This window comes from Rickettsia conorii str. Malish 7 (assembly GCF_000007025.1).
GTDB lineage: Bacteria > Pseudomonadota > Alphaproteobacteria > Rickettsiales > Rickettsiaceae > Rickettsia > Rickettsia rickettsii.
Genome location: NC_003103.1, coordinates 1,211,312 through 1,228,301, shown reverse-complemented (window position 1 = coordinate 1,228,301; position 16,990 = coordinate 1,211,312). Strand labels below are relative to the sequence as shown.

Sequence of the window (16,990 nt, the reverse complement as noted above, 5' to 3'; positions counted from 1 at the left end):
CGGAGAGGATCATTTTTCGTCATGGCGAGGAAAATTACGTAGTAATTGTACGTACGCAATCTCGTGCCAAAGTTCTGAGATTGCCACGCGCCTTATCAGTCGTTCGCAATGACGGTTCGGGTATCCACGCAGAAATGACGTCCAGTATAGTAAAATACACTGAATTATGATTAAAATAAATTTATTTATGAAAAATATTTTTGATTCGATCAAATTACATTTTGTTCAATTTGCTACAAAATTAAAAATATTTTCTTTCAAAAGAAAAAAGATTGTGGTGTTACTAGGTAATAAAGGTGTATTTCTTAGTACTTTTCTCGATAATAAATTATTAGATAAATTATTTATCCCTACTCGGGAACAGATAGACTTAAATCCTTATAAAAACTTTTTTAGTAAATTTCCAAAAAGCGATATTTATTTTTTACTTGACGGCAGTGAATGTAAAACACGGCACGATCAAATACCTATATTACAGTCAATAGTTAAACTTGATCCTATTGAACAATTTATTGAAGGTTATTTTAATAAAGAAGACATTATAGCACATTGTGTTTACGAAATTACTACTACCCCAAGTGAAATTTGGTCGACTTTAATTATGTCGTGTCCATTTGAAGCACCTTTAAGTGATATAATTTCATGCATTATAGATAACAGATCTCTTGATTTAAAAGGAATTTACTTTTTAACGTTAGAGCTAAAAGTTATTATAAATAAAATAGTGCAGAATATAGAAAATGATAAATATAACGATTATTTTCAAATTTGTGTATATGTATCACAAGCTAGCGGTATAAAATTTATTATCAAACATAAAAATAATATAATAACAATTAGAAATCTTGAGTATCCATTTGATAAAACAACCGGCTATGTTCAAGGTATTATAGAACAAGAAATTAATGATTGTTTGATATTATTTAAAAACTATATAAGTAATCTTGACCAAAGAGCCTGTATAATTCTTATAGTAGATGAAGAGTTAAAATCTTTATTAGAATCAACAAACTTTGAAGAACGCCCTGTAATCTTTATACCGGTTGATAATATACTAAATAAGCAAACTCTAGAAAAAGAAAGATTTATAGATACGAATATTAGTAGACTGTTTCTAGAATATAAGAGTTTTCCCGCTTATAATAATAATTTAAAATCAATAAAAAAACTAGTTACTATAAAGGATCTGACATTTAAATTATATAGTGCATTACTTATAATATTAATATTAGTGGTCGGTATTATCAAATATAATACAAAACAAAATTACAAAGACATAAACTCTATTAATGAAAAATATTATGCAACAAATCAAGAATATGATGATATCAAATATAAATATCCTTATATTAAAAATACTACTAGCCTAGCTGATTTATATGTAATAGAAAAATTACTAGAAGCACCGGTACCACTGCCGTTTGATTTACTTAAAAGTCTAATAATTACTTTAAATCCGGCTTTTAAATTAGAAGAAATTAAATGGGAATTAACAAATATAGATAATATTTTGTTAGTTTCTAAGAGACAATTAATAATCAAGTTAATACTTAAATATTATACTAATAATCTATCGGTGGATGAATCTCTAAAGATGCTAGATGATCATATAACAAACGCAAAAAATAAATTATCTAATTTGCAGATAGATTATGTTATATATAAGGATAAAATACTTGATATATTCGGTAAGGTAGTAATTCCTTTATCGGTTAATATAGTTGATAATAAAACGTAATATTCCATGTCATTCCCGCGTAGGCGGGAATGACATAAACCATGCAATGGCACTAATAACCCAAGGTAAAAATAATGTTTGAAAAATATATTATGTATTTAAAGAATCTTATATTTTTTCAATTTATTATATATTTCTTCTTTATTTCCTTAACTATTTGGATAATAAAAATTTTCCAGCAAGAATACAGTAAATCTATTCTTGATAAACAAGTTTTACAAGAAAATCTAACAGAGGAAGTTTTAAAGCTTTATTCTGTCATTAACTCTAAAGAAGAAATATTAGAATCGTACAAAAAATATGTAGATTTAAGCGTGCCAAGTAGTGTGAGTTATTTAAATTATCAAGAACTAATTCCTAAAATAAAAAGCTTAAGCAATAAATATGATTTAGTAGAACCTATAGATGTATTTATAAATTCAGTATTTTTTAAAAATAATGTTCAGGCGATTGAAGGAGAAGGTGAATCGATTCATGTAAATAATTATAGCATAAATATAAAATATGCATGTGCAGATTTTGTGACTTTTCTAAAAATATTCTCTGAAATTTATTCTTATATGCCTCCTAATACTCTTATATCTTTTGTACGAGTACGTAATGAAGAAGTGTTAACACCTAAGAATATATATAAACTTTCAGTAAATCATGCTCCTAATCTTATTTATGCTAAATTGATATTATATATCAGAGAATTAGCCTCAAAATAAATTACCAAAATGAATAATGCAATAGTACTTAATAACGTAAATACTAATTTATTTAAAAAAGATATTGTTAATAATTTTGTCAATAATCTTATGCAATCTACTTGCTCTACTATTGCAAATATGCTTGCTATAGATTATACGCTAAGGCTTAATTCTAAACCAGAGGTTGAAAAATATATTAATAAATGTATTTCTAGACTCAAAAATTATTTAGGTATGCGGGTTATTAACGATGATAATTTTTCCGTAGCATTAGAGTTATTTGCAATAATGATTACTTCTGAAGACGAAAATGAGCAAAATAAGAATAATATTTTAGAGCAATCACAAGATATAATAGCAGAAAATCTTGTAGAAGTTTATTTTGGAGATGAAATAAATAGTACCGAAAAAGAAAAAATTAAAAATATATTTAAAACTCTTTTAAAAGAGAAGAATTTTGATAAAATAATAAATTATGCGGAGTCTCACAAAAAATTATTTAAGGCTTCTGTAATGTATGCCATGAAGAAATATAATAATATTGATAAAGCAACCATCTATATAAAGAAAGAATTTAATAAAATATTAGAGATGTCTTTAGTATTTACACAAAAAAGTAATATATTTAAACAAGCAACTGGAAAAATCGCCGGTGCTGTTTGTGCTTTATTAGTCGGAGCAATCAGTGTTGCGACTGCAGGAGCGGCTTTTTCTATCATAGTTGTACCGGCATCAATTTTTGCCGTCAGATATGCACCTGAACTTGGTGAAAAAATTGGAGGATTAATTTTGAATAATGATAATGCAATAAAACTAGAACAAAGCAATATAGATAAGTTTATGAAAACATTACAAAATGATAAAGAAAGTCTTCTATCTCAAGAAAAAACAAAAAACATCAAACAAAATATTAAAGTTTCTCCTTCTCAAATCAATGTTAAATTAACTAAGAAAGTGGTTAATGAAAAACATAGATAGGGTATATTCATTGCGAAAAGAATTACGCAGTAATTCGACGAAGCAATCCAGTAAAAATTCTGTAAATCAGAATTTTTTTAATTATTTTTCTAGATTGCCACATCTCTACGCTCCTCGCAATGACGACTACGGTATCAACGCAAGCAAAGCTATTTTTACTTGAGAATATAAAATATTATTCTTAGTATCTTTTTTAAATCAATAAAATAACTTAATGAGAAAAGTAGTAATATCCGGCATGATCGGCAACGCTTTAGAATGGTATGATTATGCATTATATGCGCAATTTGCTTATATTATAGGGCAGCATTTTTCCGGATCCAGAAATGCAAGAGACGTTAACTTTTGCGGTATTTGCTGCAGGCTTTGTAGTACGACCGCTCGGCGGTATTATTTTCGGTAATATAGGTGATAGATTCGGTAGACGTAGTTATAAAACTATTGGAATTGCCGCTCCTATTATTTTAACTATTATCAGACTCATACAAGGTTTTTCTTTAGGAGGGGAATTTAGCGGTTGTATTTCGTATATTGTAGAACATGCTTCGTTCGAGCAGCGAGGACTTGCGGGGAGTAGCTCATGTGTTAGTATGTGCGGCGGTATGCTGCTTGGACTTGGTACAGCAGCTGGTTTTTCTTATTTTATGCCTGCCGATATTCTATTTGAATGGGGTTGGAGGATACCTTTTATTGCCGGTTTATTTATTAGCTCCGTAGGTTTATATATTAGAAAAAACCTAGCAGAAAGTCCTATTTATAAAAAAGCTAAGGGAACAAGGCGTTGAGCACGTTTTCCTTTACGAGAAACATTAACAAAATACCCAAAAGAACTAATTATCGCACTTGGTCTGTATATTACCGTAACTGCTTCTTTTTATACTTCTACGGTTTTTATTGGTAATTTTATGCAAACACTCGGTTATACTAATCAGCAAAGCACAATTGTTAGTAGTATAATATTAATCGTAATAATGATAGTATTTCCTATATCTGCGTATGTTTCGGATAAGGTGGGGCGACGTCCTGTACTAATATTGGGGATTATCTTGTTAATTTTATCAGTCTATACTATTTTTGTAGCCTTAGGGTCGATGAATTTTACTTTAGCTATAATATCTCAAGTAATATTTGCTGGAGTTATTAGCATCTATATGGGGCCTATTCCAACGGTTTTAGTAGAGATATTTCTGACTAGCATAAGATTTACCGGTGTTGCACTTTCATACAACCTTGCAGCTGCTATATTTGGCGGTACTGCTCCAATGTTAGCAATGATATTAACGAAAGTTACCGGAGACAATTATGCTATTGCATATTATTTAATTGCACTTGCCTTGTTATCTTCTATAATTCTAAAATTCTATAAAGAAACCTATAAAAAGAATCTAGTAAATTAATATGAGCGAAGTTTTTGAAATACCAAACGGTGAAAGCAAGGTTTTACTCCATTGTTGTTGTGCTCCTTGTGTTGGCCCTTTAATGGAAAAAATGATCGATACCGGCATTAAGTTTATGCTTTTTTTCTATAATCCTAATATTCATCCTAAAAAAGAATATGAGCTTCGTAAAAACGAAAATATTAAATTTGCCGAGAAACATAATATAGAATTTATCGATGCAGATTATGATCCACAAAATTGGTTTAGGCGTGCTAAAGGGATGGAGCTTGAGCCTGAGAGAGGTATACGCTGTACAATGTGTTTTGATATGCGTTTCGAGCGTACGGCTTTATATGCTTATGAGAACGGCTTTAAAGTTATAACTAGCTCGCTTGGTATTTCTAGATGGAAAGATATGAACCAAATTAATGAATCAGGAACTAGGGCGGCATCTCATTATGAAGGGGTGACCTATTGGACTTATAATTGGCGTAAAGATGGCGGTGCTAGCAGAATGTACGAAATTGCAAAAGAAGAGCACTTTTATAAACAAGAATTTTGCGGCTGTGTTTATTCTTTCCGTGATACTAACGATTGGCGAGTAGCAAACAATCGTCCTAAAATCGAGATCGGCAAGGAGTATTATTAAGACCTCAAATTAATAAAAAAATATTTTATTTTTTTGCATATTTATATTATAATAATCTAGACAATCTAGCTATATGAGGATTTTATATGAATAAATGGCAGTTACACGAAGCAAAGAATAAGTTAAGTAATATTATTGATATTGCAATGCATGGTACCCCTCAATGTATTACAAAAAGGGGTGAAGAAGCAGTTGTAATTATTAGTATAAAAGACTATAAACAACTTACTAAACAAAAACCTGATTTCAAAGAATATTTATTGAGCATACCTAAGACAGATAATTTGGATATTCAGAGAGCAAAAGGATATGCTAGAGATTTTGAATTATGAAATATTTATTAGATACTAATGTTGTATCTGAAATTCAAAAGAAAAAATCCAATTCTCAAGTAGCAGCATGGTTTTCAATTATTCATTCTAGCCAGTTATACTTGAGTTGTATTACTATCGGCGAAATAAGAAAGGGAATATCAAAATTAGCAAAGAAAGATAAAATAGCAAGTTTGAAATTAGAAAAATGGTTAGAAAGAATAATAATAGATTATAATGAAAGAATTCTTAATATTGATAAAGAAATATGTGAGGAGTGGGGTGAATTAATGAGTATTGATAGTACAAATGCAATCGATGCTTTAATAGCTGCACAGGCAAAACAAAGTAATATGATACTAGTTACTAGAAATATTAAACATTATAATATGTTTAATATAAAAATATTTGATCCTTTTAACTGATCAAAATTTTCTTTCCCAATAATAATACCCTATGAAAAAACTATCATTTCAGCAAATTATTCTGACATTACAAAATTATTGGCAGGATTATGGCTGTGCAATATTGCAACCTTACGATGCCCATGTTGGAGCCGGTACGTTTCACCCTGCAACTGTACTTCGCTGCCTTGGTACTAAACCTTGGTCTGTTGCATATGTTCAGCCATCAAGAAGACCAGGGGATAGCAGGTATGGCATGCATCCTAATAGAATGCAGCATTATTATCAGTTTCAAGTTATCTTAAAGCCGTCTCCAGATAATATTCAAGAGTTATATCTTAAAAGCTTAGAATGTTTAGGCATAGATTTAAAAATTCATGATATCAGATTTGTTGAAGATGATTGGGAGTCGCCAACCTTAGGTGCTGCCGGGCTTGGCTGGGAAGTATGGTGTAACGGTATGGAAGTATCGCAATTTACTTATATGCAGCAAATCGGTGGTATTGAATGCCGTCCCGTTGCCGGTGAAATCACTTATGGACTCGAGAGGCTTGCTTTATATATTCAAGGTGTTGATGAAGTAAGAGAGCTTGATTGGAGCGGGCAAGTAGGCGAAAAAGCTTTAAAATACGGTGAAGTGGATTTCGAAGCTGAAGGGCAATTTTCAAAATATAATTTAGAGCTTGCCGATAGTGAAATGTTACTGCGACATTTCAAGGATAGCGAAGACCAGTGTGAGAGATTAATCAAAGCTAATTTACCTATGCCGGCTTATGATGAATGCCTTAAGGCAAGTCATGCATTTAATCAACTAAATGCACTTGGAGTAATCAGCGTCACTGAGCGTGCTTCGTATGTTTTAAGAGTGCGTCATTTAGCTAGAATTTGTTGTACAAAATGGTTGGAGATGAACAAGTGAGCGAGTTATTATTAGAACTATTTAGCGAAGAAATTCCGGCTTTTATGCAAAAAAATGCTGAAGAGGGTTATTTAAATATATTCACGAAAATTTTTGAAGAAAACGAAATATTTGCAAAAGTACAAGTATTCGTGGGACCTCGCAGGATAACGCTGCATGCTACCCATTTGCCAAAGATAACTTTGCCAAAAGAGGAAGAAATTAAAGGACCAAGCATAGAAGCTCCGGAAGCCGCTATTAACGGCTTTTGTAAAGCTCATAATGTTAGTAAATTAGAGCTTCCTACTAAATTAATTAGTAATCAGCTATATTATTTCTTTGTCAAAAAAACAGAAGAAAGAGAAATAAAAGAGATTTTGCCGGAGATTATTATAGAGGCTATTAATAAATATAGCTGGGCAAAATCGATGTTTTGGGGTGATTACAAAATAAAATGGATTAGACCTCTGCGAAATATTTTATGCATATTTGACGGCGAAATATTACCGATGCAATTTGGGCATTTAACCGCTAATAATATTACGTATGGGCATCGTCTTACTGATAATAAAAAATTAGAAGTAACAGATTTTGAAGATTATAGAAATAAGCTTTTAGAAAATCATGTTATTTTAGAAAGAGCAAAGAGAGAGGCAATAATTAAAACCGGTTTACTGGAACTAGCAAGTTCTCATGAGTTAATTATAAAAGAAGATAATCGTTTAGTAGAAGAAGTAGTAGGGCTTAGCGAATTTCCTGTTGTGCTGCTTGGAAAAATACCGCAAAAATTTTTAGAGTTACCTAAAGAAGTACTTATTTCTTCGATGCGTACGCATCAGAAATATTTTTGTTTATTTGATAAAACAGGAAATTTCACACCATATTTTCTCTTTGTCAGTAATGGCAGATTTACAAATGCTGAACTAGTTATTCAAGGTAACGAGAAAGTTCTATCGGCACGTCTTTCGGATGCTTTATATTTTTGTAAGCAGGATATAGCTAAAACTTTAGAATCAAGATTAGGCCAATTAGAAGCTGTAACATTTCATGCAAAGCTTGGTAATTTAAGAGAAAAAATTGAACGCATAACCGATATTTGTAATTATATAGCTCCAAATAATAAGGATTTGATTACAGCAGCTAGACTTTGCAAAAGTGATCTTGTTTCTGAGATGGTCGGGGAATTTCCTGATTTACAGGGGATTATGGGTTATTATTATGCAAAACATGAAGGGCTAAATGCAGAAATAGCCGCTGCAATTAGAGACCATTATAAACCGCAAGGTTTGAGCGACAATTTACCAAGTGGAAATGCGGCTTTACTTGCTTTAGCCGATAAGCTAGATAGTTTAGTAGGTTTGATGATAGCAGGGGAAACACCAACAGGCTCAGGTGATCCATATGCCTTAAGACGTCAAGCTCTTGGTATAATAAGAATAATACTTGAAAATAAATTAGAGCTAAATTTTAATGATTTAATTAATTTTTCTATAAACTTATATAAAGATTCATCTGACGAAAATAAGAATTTAATAATATCTTTTTTTGAAGAAAGAGCAAAATTTTACTTTAAAAATGACTATGATATTGCGTTAATTAATGCAGTTCTTGACTTAAATTTAGTAGATACAAACTTTAAGCTTGATGCGTTAAAAGAATTTTTAATAGAAGACGCAGGCAAGCAATTATTAAATGCTTACAAACGAGCTAGCAATATAATTGGTGATCAGAAAATTACCGGCTTAGTTGATGCGAGTCTCTTTAGTACACAACCTGAAAAAGAATTATTTGAAGTAATCCAAAAAATTTCTCCGCAAATTATAGATAGTATAGCTGATAAAGATTATAAGAAAGCATTAAATTTATTATCGTCTCTATTAACTCCCATTACTAGCTTTTTTGATAATGTACTCGTTAATGACTCTGATCCAAAGATCGCTCAAAATCGTTTGTCGTTATTACAGAATATTTGTGAATTATTTGATAAAGTAGCTAAGTTTAACCGCTTATGATAAACAAAGCAGTTCAATTTATAAAATCAGGTAAAGTGGTTGTTTTTCCGACTGAAACAGTCTATGGGATTGGTGCGGATGCCACAAATAATGAGGCGTGTTTAAAGATTTTTCAGTTCAAAGAGCGTCCTGCTATCAATCCGCTTATCGTGCATGTCTCCTCCATAGAGCAAGCAAAGGAAATAGGGGAGTTTGACGATTTAGCTACAAAAATAGCAGAAAAATTTTGGTCTGGACCATTATCTATAGTTGTCCCTTTAAAAGAGAATGCAAATATTGCTCCTAGCGTAACAGCAGGACTAAATACCATAGCACTTCGGATACCATCTTATCCTGTAGCGTTAGAGCTTATCAGACAATCAGGCATACCTATAGCTGCCCCAAGTGCTAACCCTTCAAACTATATTAGTCCGACTAACGCTGAGCATGTCACAAAACATTTTAAGGATAATCAGGAAATTTTTATTTTAGCACCTGAAATCTATCAATCTAAATATGGGCTAGAGTCAACGATAATTGATACAACAACTGTTACTCCTACTATTCTTAGAGAAGGGTTTATAACTGCTGAAATTTTAGGAGAAATACTAGGGATAGAAGTTTTAAAAGCATCAGAGACAAGTACTATAAAAGCTTCGGGAATGCTTGCAAAACACTATTCACCAAAAGTACCGGTTAGGCTAAATGCTATAAATTTAGAGGATAAAGAAATCGGATTAAATTTTAGCAATAGCAATCTTACAGGAAGATTTTCATTAAACTTAAGTGTAAAAGGTGACTTTATAGAAGCCGCTGCAAATCTTTATGCTTATTTAAGAATACTTGACGATTATGCTGCATCTCATGATGTAAGAGGTATAGCAGTTAGCCCTATACCTCAAGTGAATATAGGGGCTGCAATTAATGATCGCCTAAAACGTGCCGCAAAATCATAAATTTCGGCGTTCTATTCGCCTTAATAGCTTTTTGATGATATTTGGTAATTACATAGTTATCGTGCGGTTTTAAATAATCATTTTTATTTATAATTTCAAAATTACCGTTCTGCTGTATTAACTCTATTGCTTCATAAAAATAATTTTCGATATCGGAAGCAAATACTAAATTACCATTGTCTTTTAGCTTATCTTGTAAAAGCTTAAGTCGTTCTTTATTGAAAATACGTTTCTTTTTTTGCTTATTTTTTATCCATGGATCGGGAAATAAAATATAAATTCCATCAAGGCTATTACTTGGTATCTCATTTAATATTAAATCCAAATTATTAGGGAATAATAAAAAATTCGTGATATTTTGTTCGCCTGCAAGCTTTAAAACATTTGCAACTCCGTTTAAATATACCTCTATACCAATAAAAAGTGCATTAGGATTCATTTTAGCTTGATTAATGAAATGCTCACCCATACCAAAGCCTATCTCAAGAAATACTTTACGTTTTTCATTTACAAGCTTTTCTTTAGAAAATAAATATTTTGGTAGTTTGTTATCTAATAAATTCTTTTGCACTCCTGATAAGCTTTTACCGATACGTCTTGCATATGACCGATTGAGATTAATAGGAGAAAATAATATTACCCTACTGTGACCTTGTAGATCCTTATAAACACTTTCAATATTATAACCATGATCTAAGAAAATTTGGGTTACCGCTTCTTCCTGTTTAAACCCTATTTCTAATATAATCTTACCGTTTGGTTTTAAGAATTGTTTGGCATTTTCGGCGATGAGAAAGTAAGCTTGCAGTCCGTCTTTTTCAGCAAATAAAGCAATAGACGGTTCATAATTGATTGTTTCAATTGCCATCTCTGATTTTTCGCTGTGAGCTATATATGGCGGGTTGCTAACGATAAAATCAAATTTCTGAGTTTCAATATTCTCAAACCAATTACTGTGAATAATCTGAATGCGATCCGTTACCTCATATTTTGCCGCATTACTTTTGATAATGTCTATAGCATCAAGACTTATATCGGTTGCAATTACATTAGCATTCGGTAACTCACATAATAGACTGATAGCAATGCAGCCGCTACCTGTGCCAAGTTCTAGGATATTTAAGAATTTGTCATTGCAGTTTTCGCTTATGTCATTCCCGCGAAAGCAGGGATTCGGTTGCTTTTTTTCTGGATTCCCGCTTTCGCGGGAATGACATTGAAATACAACATCCACCAAAACTTCAGTATCGCTTCTTGGAATTAATACATGTTTATTAACAATAAATTCACGTGAGTAAAATTCTTTAACACCTGTAATATATACTATCGGTTCATGCTTTAATCTTCTTGCTAACAGTTTTTCAAAAGCTTCTATCTTGGCTTCATTTAACTGTTCATCAAGATTAATAAGTAAATACTCAATAGGTTTATTTATAACATGCTGTAGTAAAATTCGTGCTTCTAATTGCGGCGAACTAATACCTATTTTATTTAATTTATCTGTAGCGTCACTAAGAATTTGCTTTATAGAACATTGCATGGAAAGTTTTATTTTCTGCCAAAATTTTTCATTTCTAAAATCTCATCTACACTACCTAGTGGTGCTCGTTTTTTAAGTTCAGTAAATTCACGAAATATATTATTACCAAATTTATTCTTATAATATTCGGGTTCCAGAGTTATAATATCTATTTTAAGATAATTTTTGGTTTTAGGTATTTTAATTATTTTCATAAACCGTTTTATGTTATTATATCACCAATTATTTCTGAATAATATCTATATAGCTATTTTTAAAGCTAAGATTTGCTAATGTTTCTAAATCATAAGTGATTAAAGGTTCTTGTTCGTGTTGATTTTTTAATAAATAAGGACTAGTACAAAACCAAGCGAACTCTCCTCTTATCTGGTCAGCAGTTAGTTTATTTAGTACTTCACCATTTTTCCCATACAAAACCAAGTCAGAAAAAGCACCATATCCTGCTTCGGTAAATTTTATGGGAGCTTTCTTCTCACCTAAAATTTGTTTTTTCTCATATTCTTTAATAATAATATGAGTTATATTTTTTGTTGGAACAGTAATCATATATTCTTTTTTGTTAGGATAAATAATCTCTGCACATTTAGCAATAAAATTATGAAGTTTAAGCGAAAGACTAGAATGTTTTTTAGTATTATTATAGTCATATATTGGAGCTTTAAATAAAATTTGCGTTCTGGAAGTTGCCATAGTTATGATCATTTCTATCGATGGTATATCAATACTACTTTTCTGTTCCCATGTTTTATTATAGGTAAAAACTACATATACATCTGTTAAATCTTGGTCATGATATTCTATGCTAGAGTCAAAAGCATCTAGGCCCATAAAAGCTTTTCTATATTCTTTTTCCCGGACTGGTTTATAAACTCCCCCTGTTTCTTTGAGAAATTTTGCCAAGTAGTTACATTTACTCCATTAACTTTTACCATATAAAAATGTAAATCATCTTCTACTTCATAATGATAAATTTCTGATTTTACTTCTTGTGCTTTATATAGCTTTGTAAAAAGATGTTGTAAATTAGAATATTTTTCATCTATTTTACTGAAATCAAATTCGGAGAAAATCCGCAGAGCTTGCATATATTGCATGTCTATATTATCAGGTGCTTTTGCTTCTTTGCATGCAACTTTTATAAATTTATTTAATTGTTCTTCTTGCTCATTAAAATCATTTTTTTTAAATTCTTCTAAAAATTTTTTTAATAAAAGTTCTTTCCTATAATTTGCATCATTAATATACGTACTATTATTAATATCTATGCCTGTTTTTAATCTTAGAGAAAGAATTTCATTAACGAATTCAGAAATTTTAATTTCATGTTCTGTACTATATTGGGAAGAACTAGCAATTTTTATAGATTGCGGTTTAAAAGATAAATTATTACCTAATTTTAAAATAAAATCTTTTGCTTCTGGCCAATCTCTATAATTTTATATCTAAGGAAATAATTTTGTCTGTGGCGGTACTTAAATCTTGCAGAAAAGTAAAAATCTTTTCTAAGCGCGCTTTTTGTTTTTCAGGTTTAAAATACCCTCTTCCATAGAATATAAGGCTTCTTCTAATTTAGCATTAGCTTTTTTCATTTTATAAATAAATATTAATTTTTAATATAATATTAAGGATTAATATTTTGTCAATTATAAACTAATTATCTCTTCCATATCCCTTGGCAACTCACAGGAAAATTCCATAATCTCATTACTAGTCGGATGAGTAAAACTTAAATACCAAGAATGCAGGGCTTGACGTTTAAAATCAATTAATTTTGCTTTTAGTTCAGGGGGAGAATGAGCAATTTTTCGGTCGTTATTGCCGTAAGTTTGGTCGCCGACTACCGAATGCTTTAAATGGCTTAGCTGTACTCTAATTTGGTGAGTTCTACCCGTACTAAGCTTGCACTCCACCATACTAATACTACCTTTATAAAATAATTCTAGAATCTTATAATGTGTAACGGCTTCTTTGCCGCCATATTTTAATATGGTCATTTTTTGGCGATCGCTTCGGCTGCGACCTATATTATTCTTAATGACTCCTTCTAGCGGATTTATTACTCCCCACACTAACACTTTATATTTCCGTATTACCTGCCTTTGTTCTATCTGATTTGCAAGTAGCATATGTGCTTTATTATTTTTAGCAACTACCATCAAGCCCGTAGTGTCTTTATCTAAACGATGTACTATCCCGGGTCTTTCTGATGAGCCGATATCCGATAAGTTTTTTGTATGATGTAATAAAGCATTAACAAGCGTATCGTCATGATGCCCTGCTCCTGGGTGTACCGTCATACCTGCAGCTTTGTTAATTACTATCAAATCATCGTCTTCATATATTATATCAAGTGCTACATTTGCTGCTGCAATTTTTAGCTCTTCAGGTTCTTTAAAAGAAAATAATATAATATCATTCTCCTTGACCAAAACATCAGGATCAGAAATAATTACATCATTAACTAGTACTTGCGAATCTTTAATAGCTTTTTGGATTTGATTCCTTGAAGCATTTTCAAGAAGCGATGATAGAGCTTTATCAAGCCTTATGCCATTTAGTTCGTGTGGTACGGAATATTTTAACATATTTTATTTTAAGATAATGAATAATACGCTTAAATGGTTAAGTGCAATCGGTGTTGAATATTATTGCCATGAACATCCACCGCAATTAAAGGTACGTAATAATACTGAACTAACTGAAAAGCCACAAGTAAAACTTATGTCTACAAAAGAAACTGCATTCAATATGAATGATAAAGTTCATGATAATATAACCCTAGCAAGATCTCTTGCCGATAAAGCTAATAATATCGAAGAACTAAAAGAATCTCTACTAAATTTTAATGGTTGTGAACTTAAGAAATTTGCTACTAATACGGTTTTCGGTGACGGTAATTTGGAAGCTAAAATTATGTTAATAGGTGAAGCCCCGGGAAGTACCGAAGATTTGAAAGGAATACCTTTTTACGGCGAAAGTGGCAATTTACTTGATAATATGCTACATGCTATCGGAATTTCACGAAAAAATAACGCTTATATTACTAATACGGTATTTTGGCGTCCTCCTGCTAATAGACAGCCGACGTTCGAAGAAGTCGATATTTGTAGACCTTTTGTCGAGAAGCATATTGCTCTTATTAACCCGCAGCTAATTATTCTAGTCGGTAGCACGGCTGCAACTAGCTTACTTGGAAAAAATTCGGGTATTACTAAAATTAGACAAGAATATTATTTTTATACCAATAAATATCTATCCGCTCCTATTCAAACTACGGCAATCTTCCACCCTGCCTATTTACTCCGCCAACCTATGCAAAAACGCACCTCTTGGTATGATTTACTCAAGATTAAGGAGTATTTAGTCAATAATAGACTTCTTGCATAACTTGTACATTAATCTAGTACTAACAGCTTCACGTACTTTTCAAAATAATTTTCTACTGGACAATTAGTCGTATATATGTAATCATCTCTAGTTAAGCTTAATATGCAAAACACTAAACAAATACAATTTTTATAACAGATATTCTGCTATTAAATGCAGGTAATAAAGATACTCAAGGCAAAGATATTAAAAAAGCCTTAGAAATAATAGAAGAAGTTTATAAACGAAATTGAGGGTGTTATATGGAAAGTTTACAGATTATTTAAAAGAAAAATTACAACATGAGGAAATATTAGTAGGGTATTATATTAATGAAGCGTTAGAGCAATATTGCGTAGATCATAATAATGAGCTATAATGGCTATTTTAAAAGAAGCCATTATAGCAAGAGGAGGTTGCAAAAATCTCTAAAGAAGCTCATATAAATAGGCAACATACATACATATATATATAATATTATCTAGCAAAGGTAATCCAAGTGTCGACAATATAGGGTCTTTATTAAACGCTTTAGGCTTGCAGTTGAAAGTAGAAGCATGTGCGTTTTTAATTTTCATTAACCTTGCAAGTTGAGCAAGATATCAAAGAAAATTTTTAAATCCTAATAAATCATAATGCATTTCTAATTTCATTAAATTAGGGTTATACTTACTGATGTATAAAAATAAGGTATATCCATATGACCAATGAAAATAATAATGATTCAGAATTTGCTGAATTAAAAATCAGAGGAAAAATATTTAAATTACCTATACTTAAAGCAAGTATCGGTGAGGATGTAATCGATATAAGTAGGGTATCTGCGGAAGCCGATTGCTTTACTTACGACCCGGGTTTTATGTCTACTGCTTCTTGTCAGTCTACTATCACCTATATAGACGGTGATAAAGGAATCTTGCGGCATCGAGGATATGATATTAAAGACTTAGCTGAGAAAAGTGATTTTTTAGAAGTGGCATATTTACTGATTTATGGGGAACTACCAAGTGGCGAGCAGTATAATAATTTCACTAAACAGGTTGCTCATCATTCATTAGTGAATGAAAGATTACACTATTTATTTCAAACCTTTTGTAGCTCTTCTCATCCTATGGCTATTATGCTTGCGGCTGTCGGTTCTCTTTCGGCATTTTATCCTGATTTATTGAATTTTAAGGAAGCAGATTACGAACTTACCGCTATTAGAATGATTGCTAAGATACCTACCATCGCTGCAATGTCTTATAAATATTCTATAGGACAACCGTTTATTTATCCTGATAATTCGTTAGATTTTACCGAAAATTTTCTGCATATGATGTTTGCAACGCCTTGTACGAAATATACAGTAAATCCAATAATAAAAAATGCTCTTAATAAGATATTTATCCTACATGCCGATCATGAGCAGAATGCTTCTACTTCAACAGTCCGAATTGCTGGCTCATCCGGAGCTAACCCTTTTGCTTGTATTAGCACGGGTATTGCCTCACTTTGGGGACCTGCTCACGGCGGGGCTAATGAAGCGGTAATAAATATGATTAAAGAAATCGGTAGTTCTGAGTATATTCCTAAATATATAGCTAAAGCTAAGGATAAAAATGATCCATTTAGATTAATGGGTTTTGGTCATCGTGTATATAAAAACTATGACCCGCGTGCCGCAGTACTTAAAGAAACGTGCAAAGAAGTATTAAAGGAACTCGGGCAGCTAGACAACAATCCGTTCTTACAAATAGCAATAGAACTTGAAGCTATCGCTCTTAAAGATGAATATTTTATTGAGAGAAAATTATATCCAAATGTTGATTTTTATTCGGGTATTATCTATAAAGCTATGGGTATACCGTCGCAAATGTTCACGGTACTTTTTGCAATAGCAAGAACCGTAGGCTGGATGGCACAATGGAAAGAAATGCACGAAGACCCTGAACAAAAAATCAGCAGACCTAGACAGCTTTACACCGGTTATGTACATAGAGAGTATAAGGGTATTCGGGAGAGGTAAACATTTTCGTCATTGCGAGCGACTGCAAGGAGCGTAGCAATCTCAAGAGATTTGATGAGATTTCCACGTCGCTTCGCGCC

Annotated in this window: 19 protein-coding genes and 1 pseudogene; 15 read left to right on the top strand and 5 right to left on the bottom strand. The window is 31.6% G+C overall.

Features of this window, described 5'->3' with window-relative positions:
- Positions 1-166 precede the first annotated feature (166 nt).
- The 11 genes and pseudogenes from RC_RS06585 (at position 167) to RC_RS06535 (ending at position 9,996) form a co-directional block, all read left to right on the top strand.
- Positions 167-1,738 carry a hypothetical protein gene (locus RC_RS06585; RefSeq protein ID WP_010977881.1) on the top strand — a complete coding sequence of 524 codons (1,572 nt, stop codon included), beginning with the start codon at positions 167-169 and terminating at the stop codon, positions 1,736-1,738.
- Positions 1,739-1,812: 74 nt separating this feature from the next.
- Positions 1,813-2,448, top strand: coding sequence for a hypothetical protein (locus RC_RS06580; protein WP_010977880.1), 636 nt, complete (start codon positions 1,813-1,815; stop codon positions 2,446-2,448).
- A 9-nt stretch (positions 2,449-2,457) separates the two neighbouring features.
- A complete protein-coding gene (locus tag RC_RS06575) occupies positions 2,458-3,408 on the top strand; it encodes an RP853 family protein (RefSeq protein WP_010977879.1) in 951 nt (316 codons plus the stop codon).
- Entirely contained in the window at positions 3,392-3,571 is a 180-nt protein-coding gene (locus tag RC_RS09375; protein ID WP_152023030.1) for a hypothetical protein, read from the top strand. Before RC_RS06575 ends, RC_RS09375 begins: the two co-directional genes overlap by 17 nt.
- A gap of 51 nt (positions 3,572-3,622) precedes the next feature.
- A pseudogene (locus tag RC_RS10610) lies at positions 3,623-4,805 on the top strand (MFS transporter).
- Position 4,806: 1 nt separating this feature from the next.
- Complete coding sequence (locus RC_RS06560) at positions 4,807-5,436, top strand: epoxyqueuosine reductase QueH (RefSeq protein WP_004997144.1); 630 nt, start codon at positions 4,807-4,809, stop codon at positions 5,434-5,436.
- A gap of 86 nt (positions 5,437-5,522) precedes the next feature.
- Positions 5,523-5,768, top strand: a complete 246-nt coding sequence (locus RC_RS06555) for a type II toxin-antitoxin system Phd/YefM family antitoxin (protein WP_004997145.1) — start codon at positions 5,523-5,525, stop codon at positions 5,766-5,768.
- Entirely contained in the window at positions 5,765-6,172 is a 408-nt protein-coding gene (locus tag RC_RS06550) for a type II toxin-antitoxin system VapC family toxin (RefSeq protein WP_010977875.1), read from the top strand. Before RC_RS06555 ends, RC_RS06550 begins: the two co-directional genes overlap by 4 nt.
- 31 nt (positions 6,173-6,203) lie before the next feature.
- The gene (locus RC_RS06545; protein ID WP_010977874.1) at positions 6,204-7,070 is read left to right on the top strand and encodes a glycine--tRNA ligase subunit alpha; all 867 of its coding nucleotides are present in this window, start codon (positions 6,204-6,206) and stop codon (positions 7,068-7,070) included.
- Positions 7,067-9,061 carry a glycine--tRNA ligase subunit beta gene (gene glyS, locus RC_RS06540; protein ID WP_010977873.1) on the top strand — a complete coding sequence of 665 codons (1,995 nt, stop codon included), beginning with the start codon at positions 7,067-7,069 and terminating at the stop codon, positions 9,059-9,061. The genes RC_RS06545 and glyS overlap by 4 nt, the downstream gene beginning before the upstream one ends.
- Positions 9,058-9,996 (top strand): L-threonylcarbamoyladenylate synthase, encoded by a 939-nt coding sequence (locus tag RC_RS06535; RefSeq protein WP_010977872.1) that lies wholly within the window; start codon positions 9,058-9,060, stop codon positions 9,994-9,996. Before glyS ends, RC_RS06535 begins: the two co-directional genes overlap by 4 nt.
- Here the strand turns inward: RC_RS06535 and trmB are convergent.
- Genes trmB through RC_RS06515 form a run of 4 tightly spaced genes read right to left on the bottom strand, consistent with a single transcriptional unit; the run spans position 9,962 to position 12,621 of the window.
- Positions 9,962-11,536, bottom strand: coding sequence for a bifunctional peptide chain release factor N(5)-glutamine methyltransferase PrmC/tRNA (guanosine(46)-N7)-methyltransferase TrmB (gene trmB, locus RC_RS06530; protein ID WP_010977871.1), 1,575 nt, complete (start codon positions 11,534-11,536; stop codon positions 9,962-9,964). The two genes, RC_RS06535 and trmB, sit on opposite strands and share 35 nt — an antisense overlap.
- A gap of 8 nt (positions 11,537-11,544) precedes the next feature.
- The gene (locus tag RC_RS06525; protein ID WP_004997160.1) at positions 11,545-11,730 is read right to left on the bottom strand and encodes a hypothetical protein; all 186 of its coding nucleotides are present in this window, start codon (positions 11,728-11,730) and stop codon (positions 11,545-11,547) included.
- A gap of 28 nt (positions 11,731-11,758) precedes the next feature.
- Entirely contained in the window at positions 11,759-12,364 is a 606-nt protein-coding gene (locus RC_RS06520) for a hypothetical protein (protein WP_041471754.1), read from the bottom strand.
- On the bottom strand, positions 12,355-12,621 hold the full coding sequence (locus RC_RS06515) for a hypothetical protein (protein ID WP_146709460.1): 267 nt from the start codon (positions 12,619-12,621) through the stop codon (positions 12,355-12,357). Before RC_RS06515 ends, RC_RS06520 begins: the two co-directional genes overlap by 10 nt.
- Positions 12,622-12,799: 178 nt before the next feature.
- On the opposite strand from RC_RS06515, the gene RC_RS09700 reads away from it, so the two are divergent.
- A complete protein-coding gene (locus tag RC_RS09700) occupies positions 12,800-12,970 on the top strand; it encodes a hypothetical protein (RefSeq protein ID WP_016830565.1) in 171 nt (56 codons plus the stop codon).
- A 209-nt stretch (positions 12,971-13,179) separates the two neighbouring features.
- Here RC_RS09700 and RC_RS06510 read toward each other — a convergent pair whose 3' ends face one another.
- Positions 13,180-14,121 carry an RluA family pseudouridine synthase gene (locus tag RC_RS06510; RefSeq protein ID WP_010977868.1) on the bottom strand — a complete coding sequence of 314 codons (942 nt, stop codon included), beginning with the start codon at positions 14,119-14,121 and terminating at the stop codon, positions 13,180-13,182.
- Between the two features lie 16 nt (positions 14,122-14,137).
- Between RC_RS06510 and RC_RS06505 the strand changes: the two genes are divergently transcribed.
- The 3 genes from RC_RS06505 to RC_RS06495 all read left to right on the top strand — a co-directional run bounded on the left by RC_RS06505 (position 14,138) and on the right by RC_RS06495 (position 16,910).
- Entirely contained in the window at positions 14,138-14,923 is a 786-nt protein-coding gene (locus RC_RS06505; RefSeq protein WP_004997170.1) for a uracil-DNA glycosylase, read from the top strand.
- A 235-nt stretch (positions 14,924-15,158) separates the two neighbouring features.
- Positions 15,159-15,281 (top strand): hypothetical protein, encoded by a 123-nt coding sequence (locus RC_RS10900; protein WP_016830563.1) that lies wholly within the window; start codon positions 15,159-15,161, stop codon positions 15,279-15,281.
- Positions 15,282-15,602: 321 nt separating this feature from the next.
- Complete coding sequence (locus tag RC_RS06495) at positions 15,603-16,910, top strand: citrate synthase (RefSeq protein ID WP_010977866.1); 1,308 nt, start codon at positions 15,603-15,605, stop codon at positions 16,908-16,910.
- Positions 16,911-16,990: the final 80 nt, after the last annotated feature.

Coding starts and splice junctions, on each gene's coding strand:
- RC_RS06585 (WP_010977881.1), top strand. CDS start 167: ATGATTAAAATAAATTTATTTATGAAAAATATTTTTGATTCGATCAAA.
- RC_RS06580 (WP_010977880.1), top strand. CDS start 1,813: ATGTTTGAAAAATATATTATGTATTTAAAGAATCTTATATTTTTTCAA.
- RC_RS06575 (WP_010977879.1), top strand. CDS start 2,458: ATGAATAATGCAATAGTACTTAATAACGTAAATACTAATTTATTTAAA.
- RC_RS09375 (WP_152023030.1), top strand. CDS start 3,392: ATGAAAAACATAGATAGGGTATATTCATTGCGAAAAGAATTACGCAGT.
- RC_RS06560 (WP_004997144.1), top strand. CDS start 4,807: ATGAGCGAAGTTTTTGAAATACCAAACGGTGAAAGCAAGGTTTTACTC.
- RC_RS06555 (WP_004997145.1), top strand. CDS start 5,523: ATGAATAAATGGCAGTTACACGAAGCAAAGAATAAGTTAAGTAATATT.
- RC_RS06550 (WP_010977875.1), top strand. CDS start 5,765: ATGAAATATTTATTAGATACTAATGTTGTATCTGAAATTCAAAAGAAA.
- RC_RS06545 (WP_010977874.1), top strand. CDS start 6,204: ATGAAAAAACTATCATTTCAGCAAATTATTCTGACATTACAAAATTAT.
- RC_RS06535 (WP_010977872.1), top strand. CDS start 9,058: ATGATAAACAAAGCAGTTCAATTTATAAAATCAGGTAAAGTGGTTGTT.
- trmB (WP_010977871.1), bottom strand. CDS start 11,536: ATGCAATGTTCTATAAAGCAAATTCTTAGTGACGCTACAGATAAATTA.
- RC_RS06525 (WP_004997160.1), bottom strand. CDS start 11,730: ATGAAAATAATTAAAATACCTAAAACCAAAAATTATCTTAAAATAGAT.
- RC_RS06520 (WP_041471754.1), bottom strand. CDS start 12,364: ATGGGCCTAGATGCTTTTGACTCTAGCATAGAATATCATGACCAAGAT.
- RC_RS06515 (WP_146709460.1), bottom strand. CDS start 12,621: ATGCAAGCTCTGCGGATTTTCTCCGAATTTGATTTCAGTAAAATAGAT.
- RC_RS09700 (WP_016830565.1), top strand. CDS start 12,800: ATGCCTGTTTTTAATCTTAGAGAAAGAATTTCATTAACGAATTCAGAA.
- RC_RS06510 (WP_010977868.1), bottom strand. CDS start 14,121: ATGTTAAAATATTCCGTACCACACGAACTAAATGGCATAAGGCTTGAT.
- RC_RS06505 (WP_004997170.1), top strand. CDS start 14,138: ATGAATAATACGCTTAAATGGTTAAGTGCAATCGGTGTTGAATATTAT.
- RC_RS06495 (WP_010977866.1), top strand. CDS start 15,603: ATGACCAATGAAAATAATAATGATTCAGAATTTGCTGAATTAAAAATC.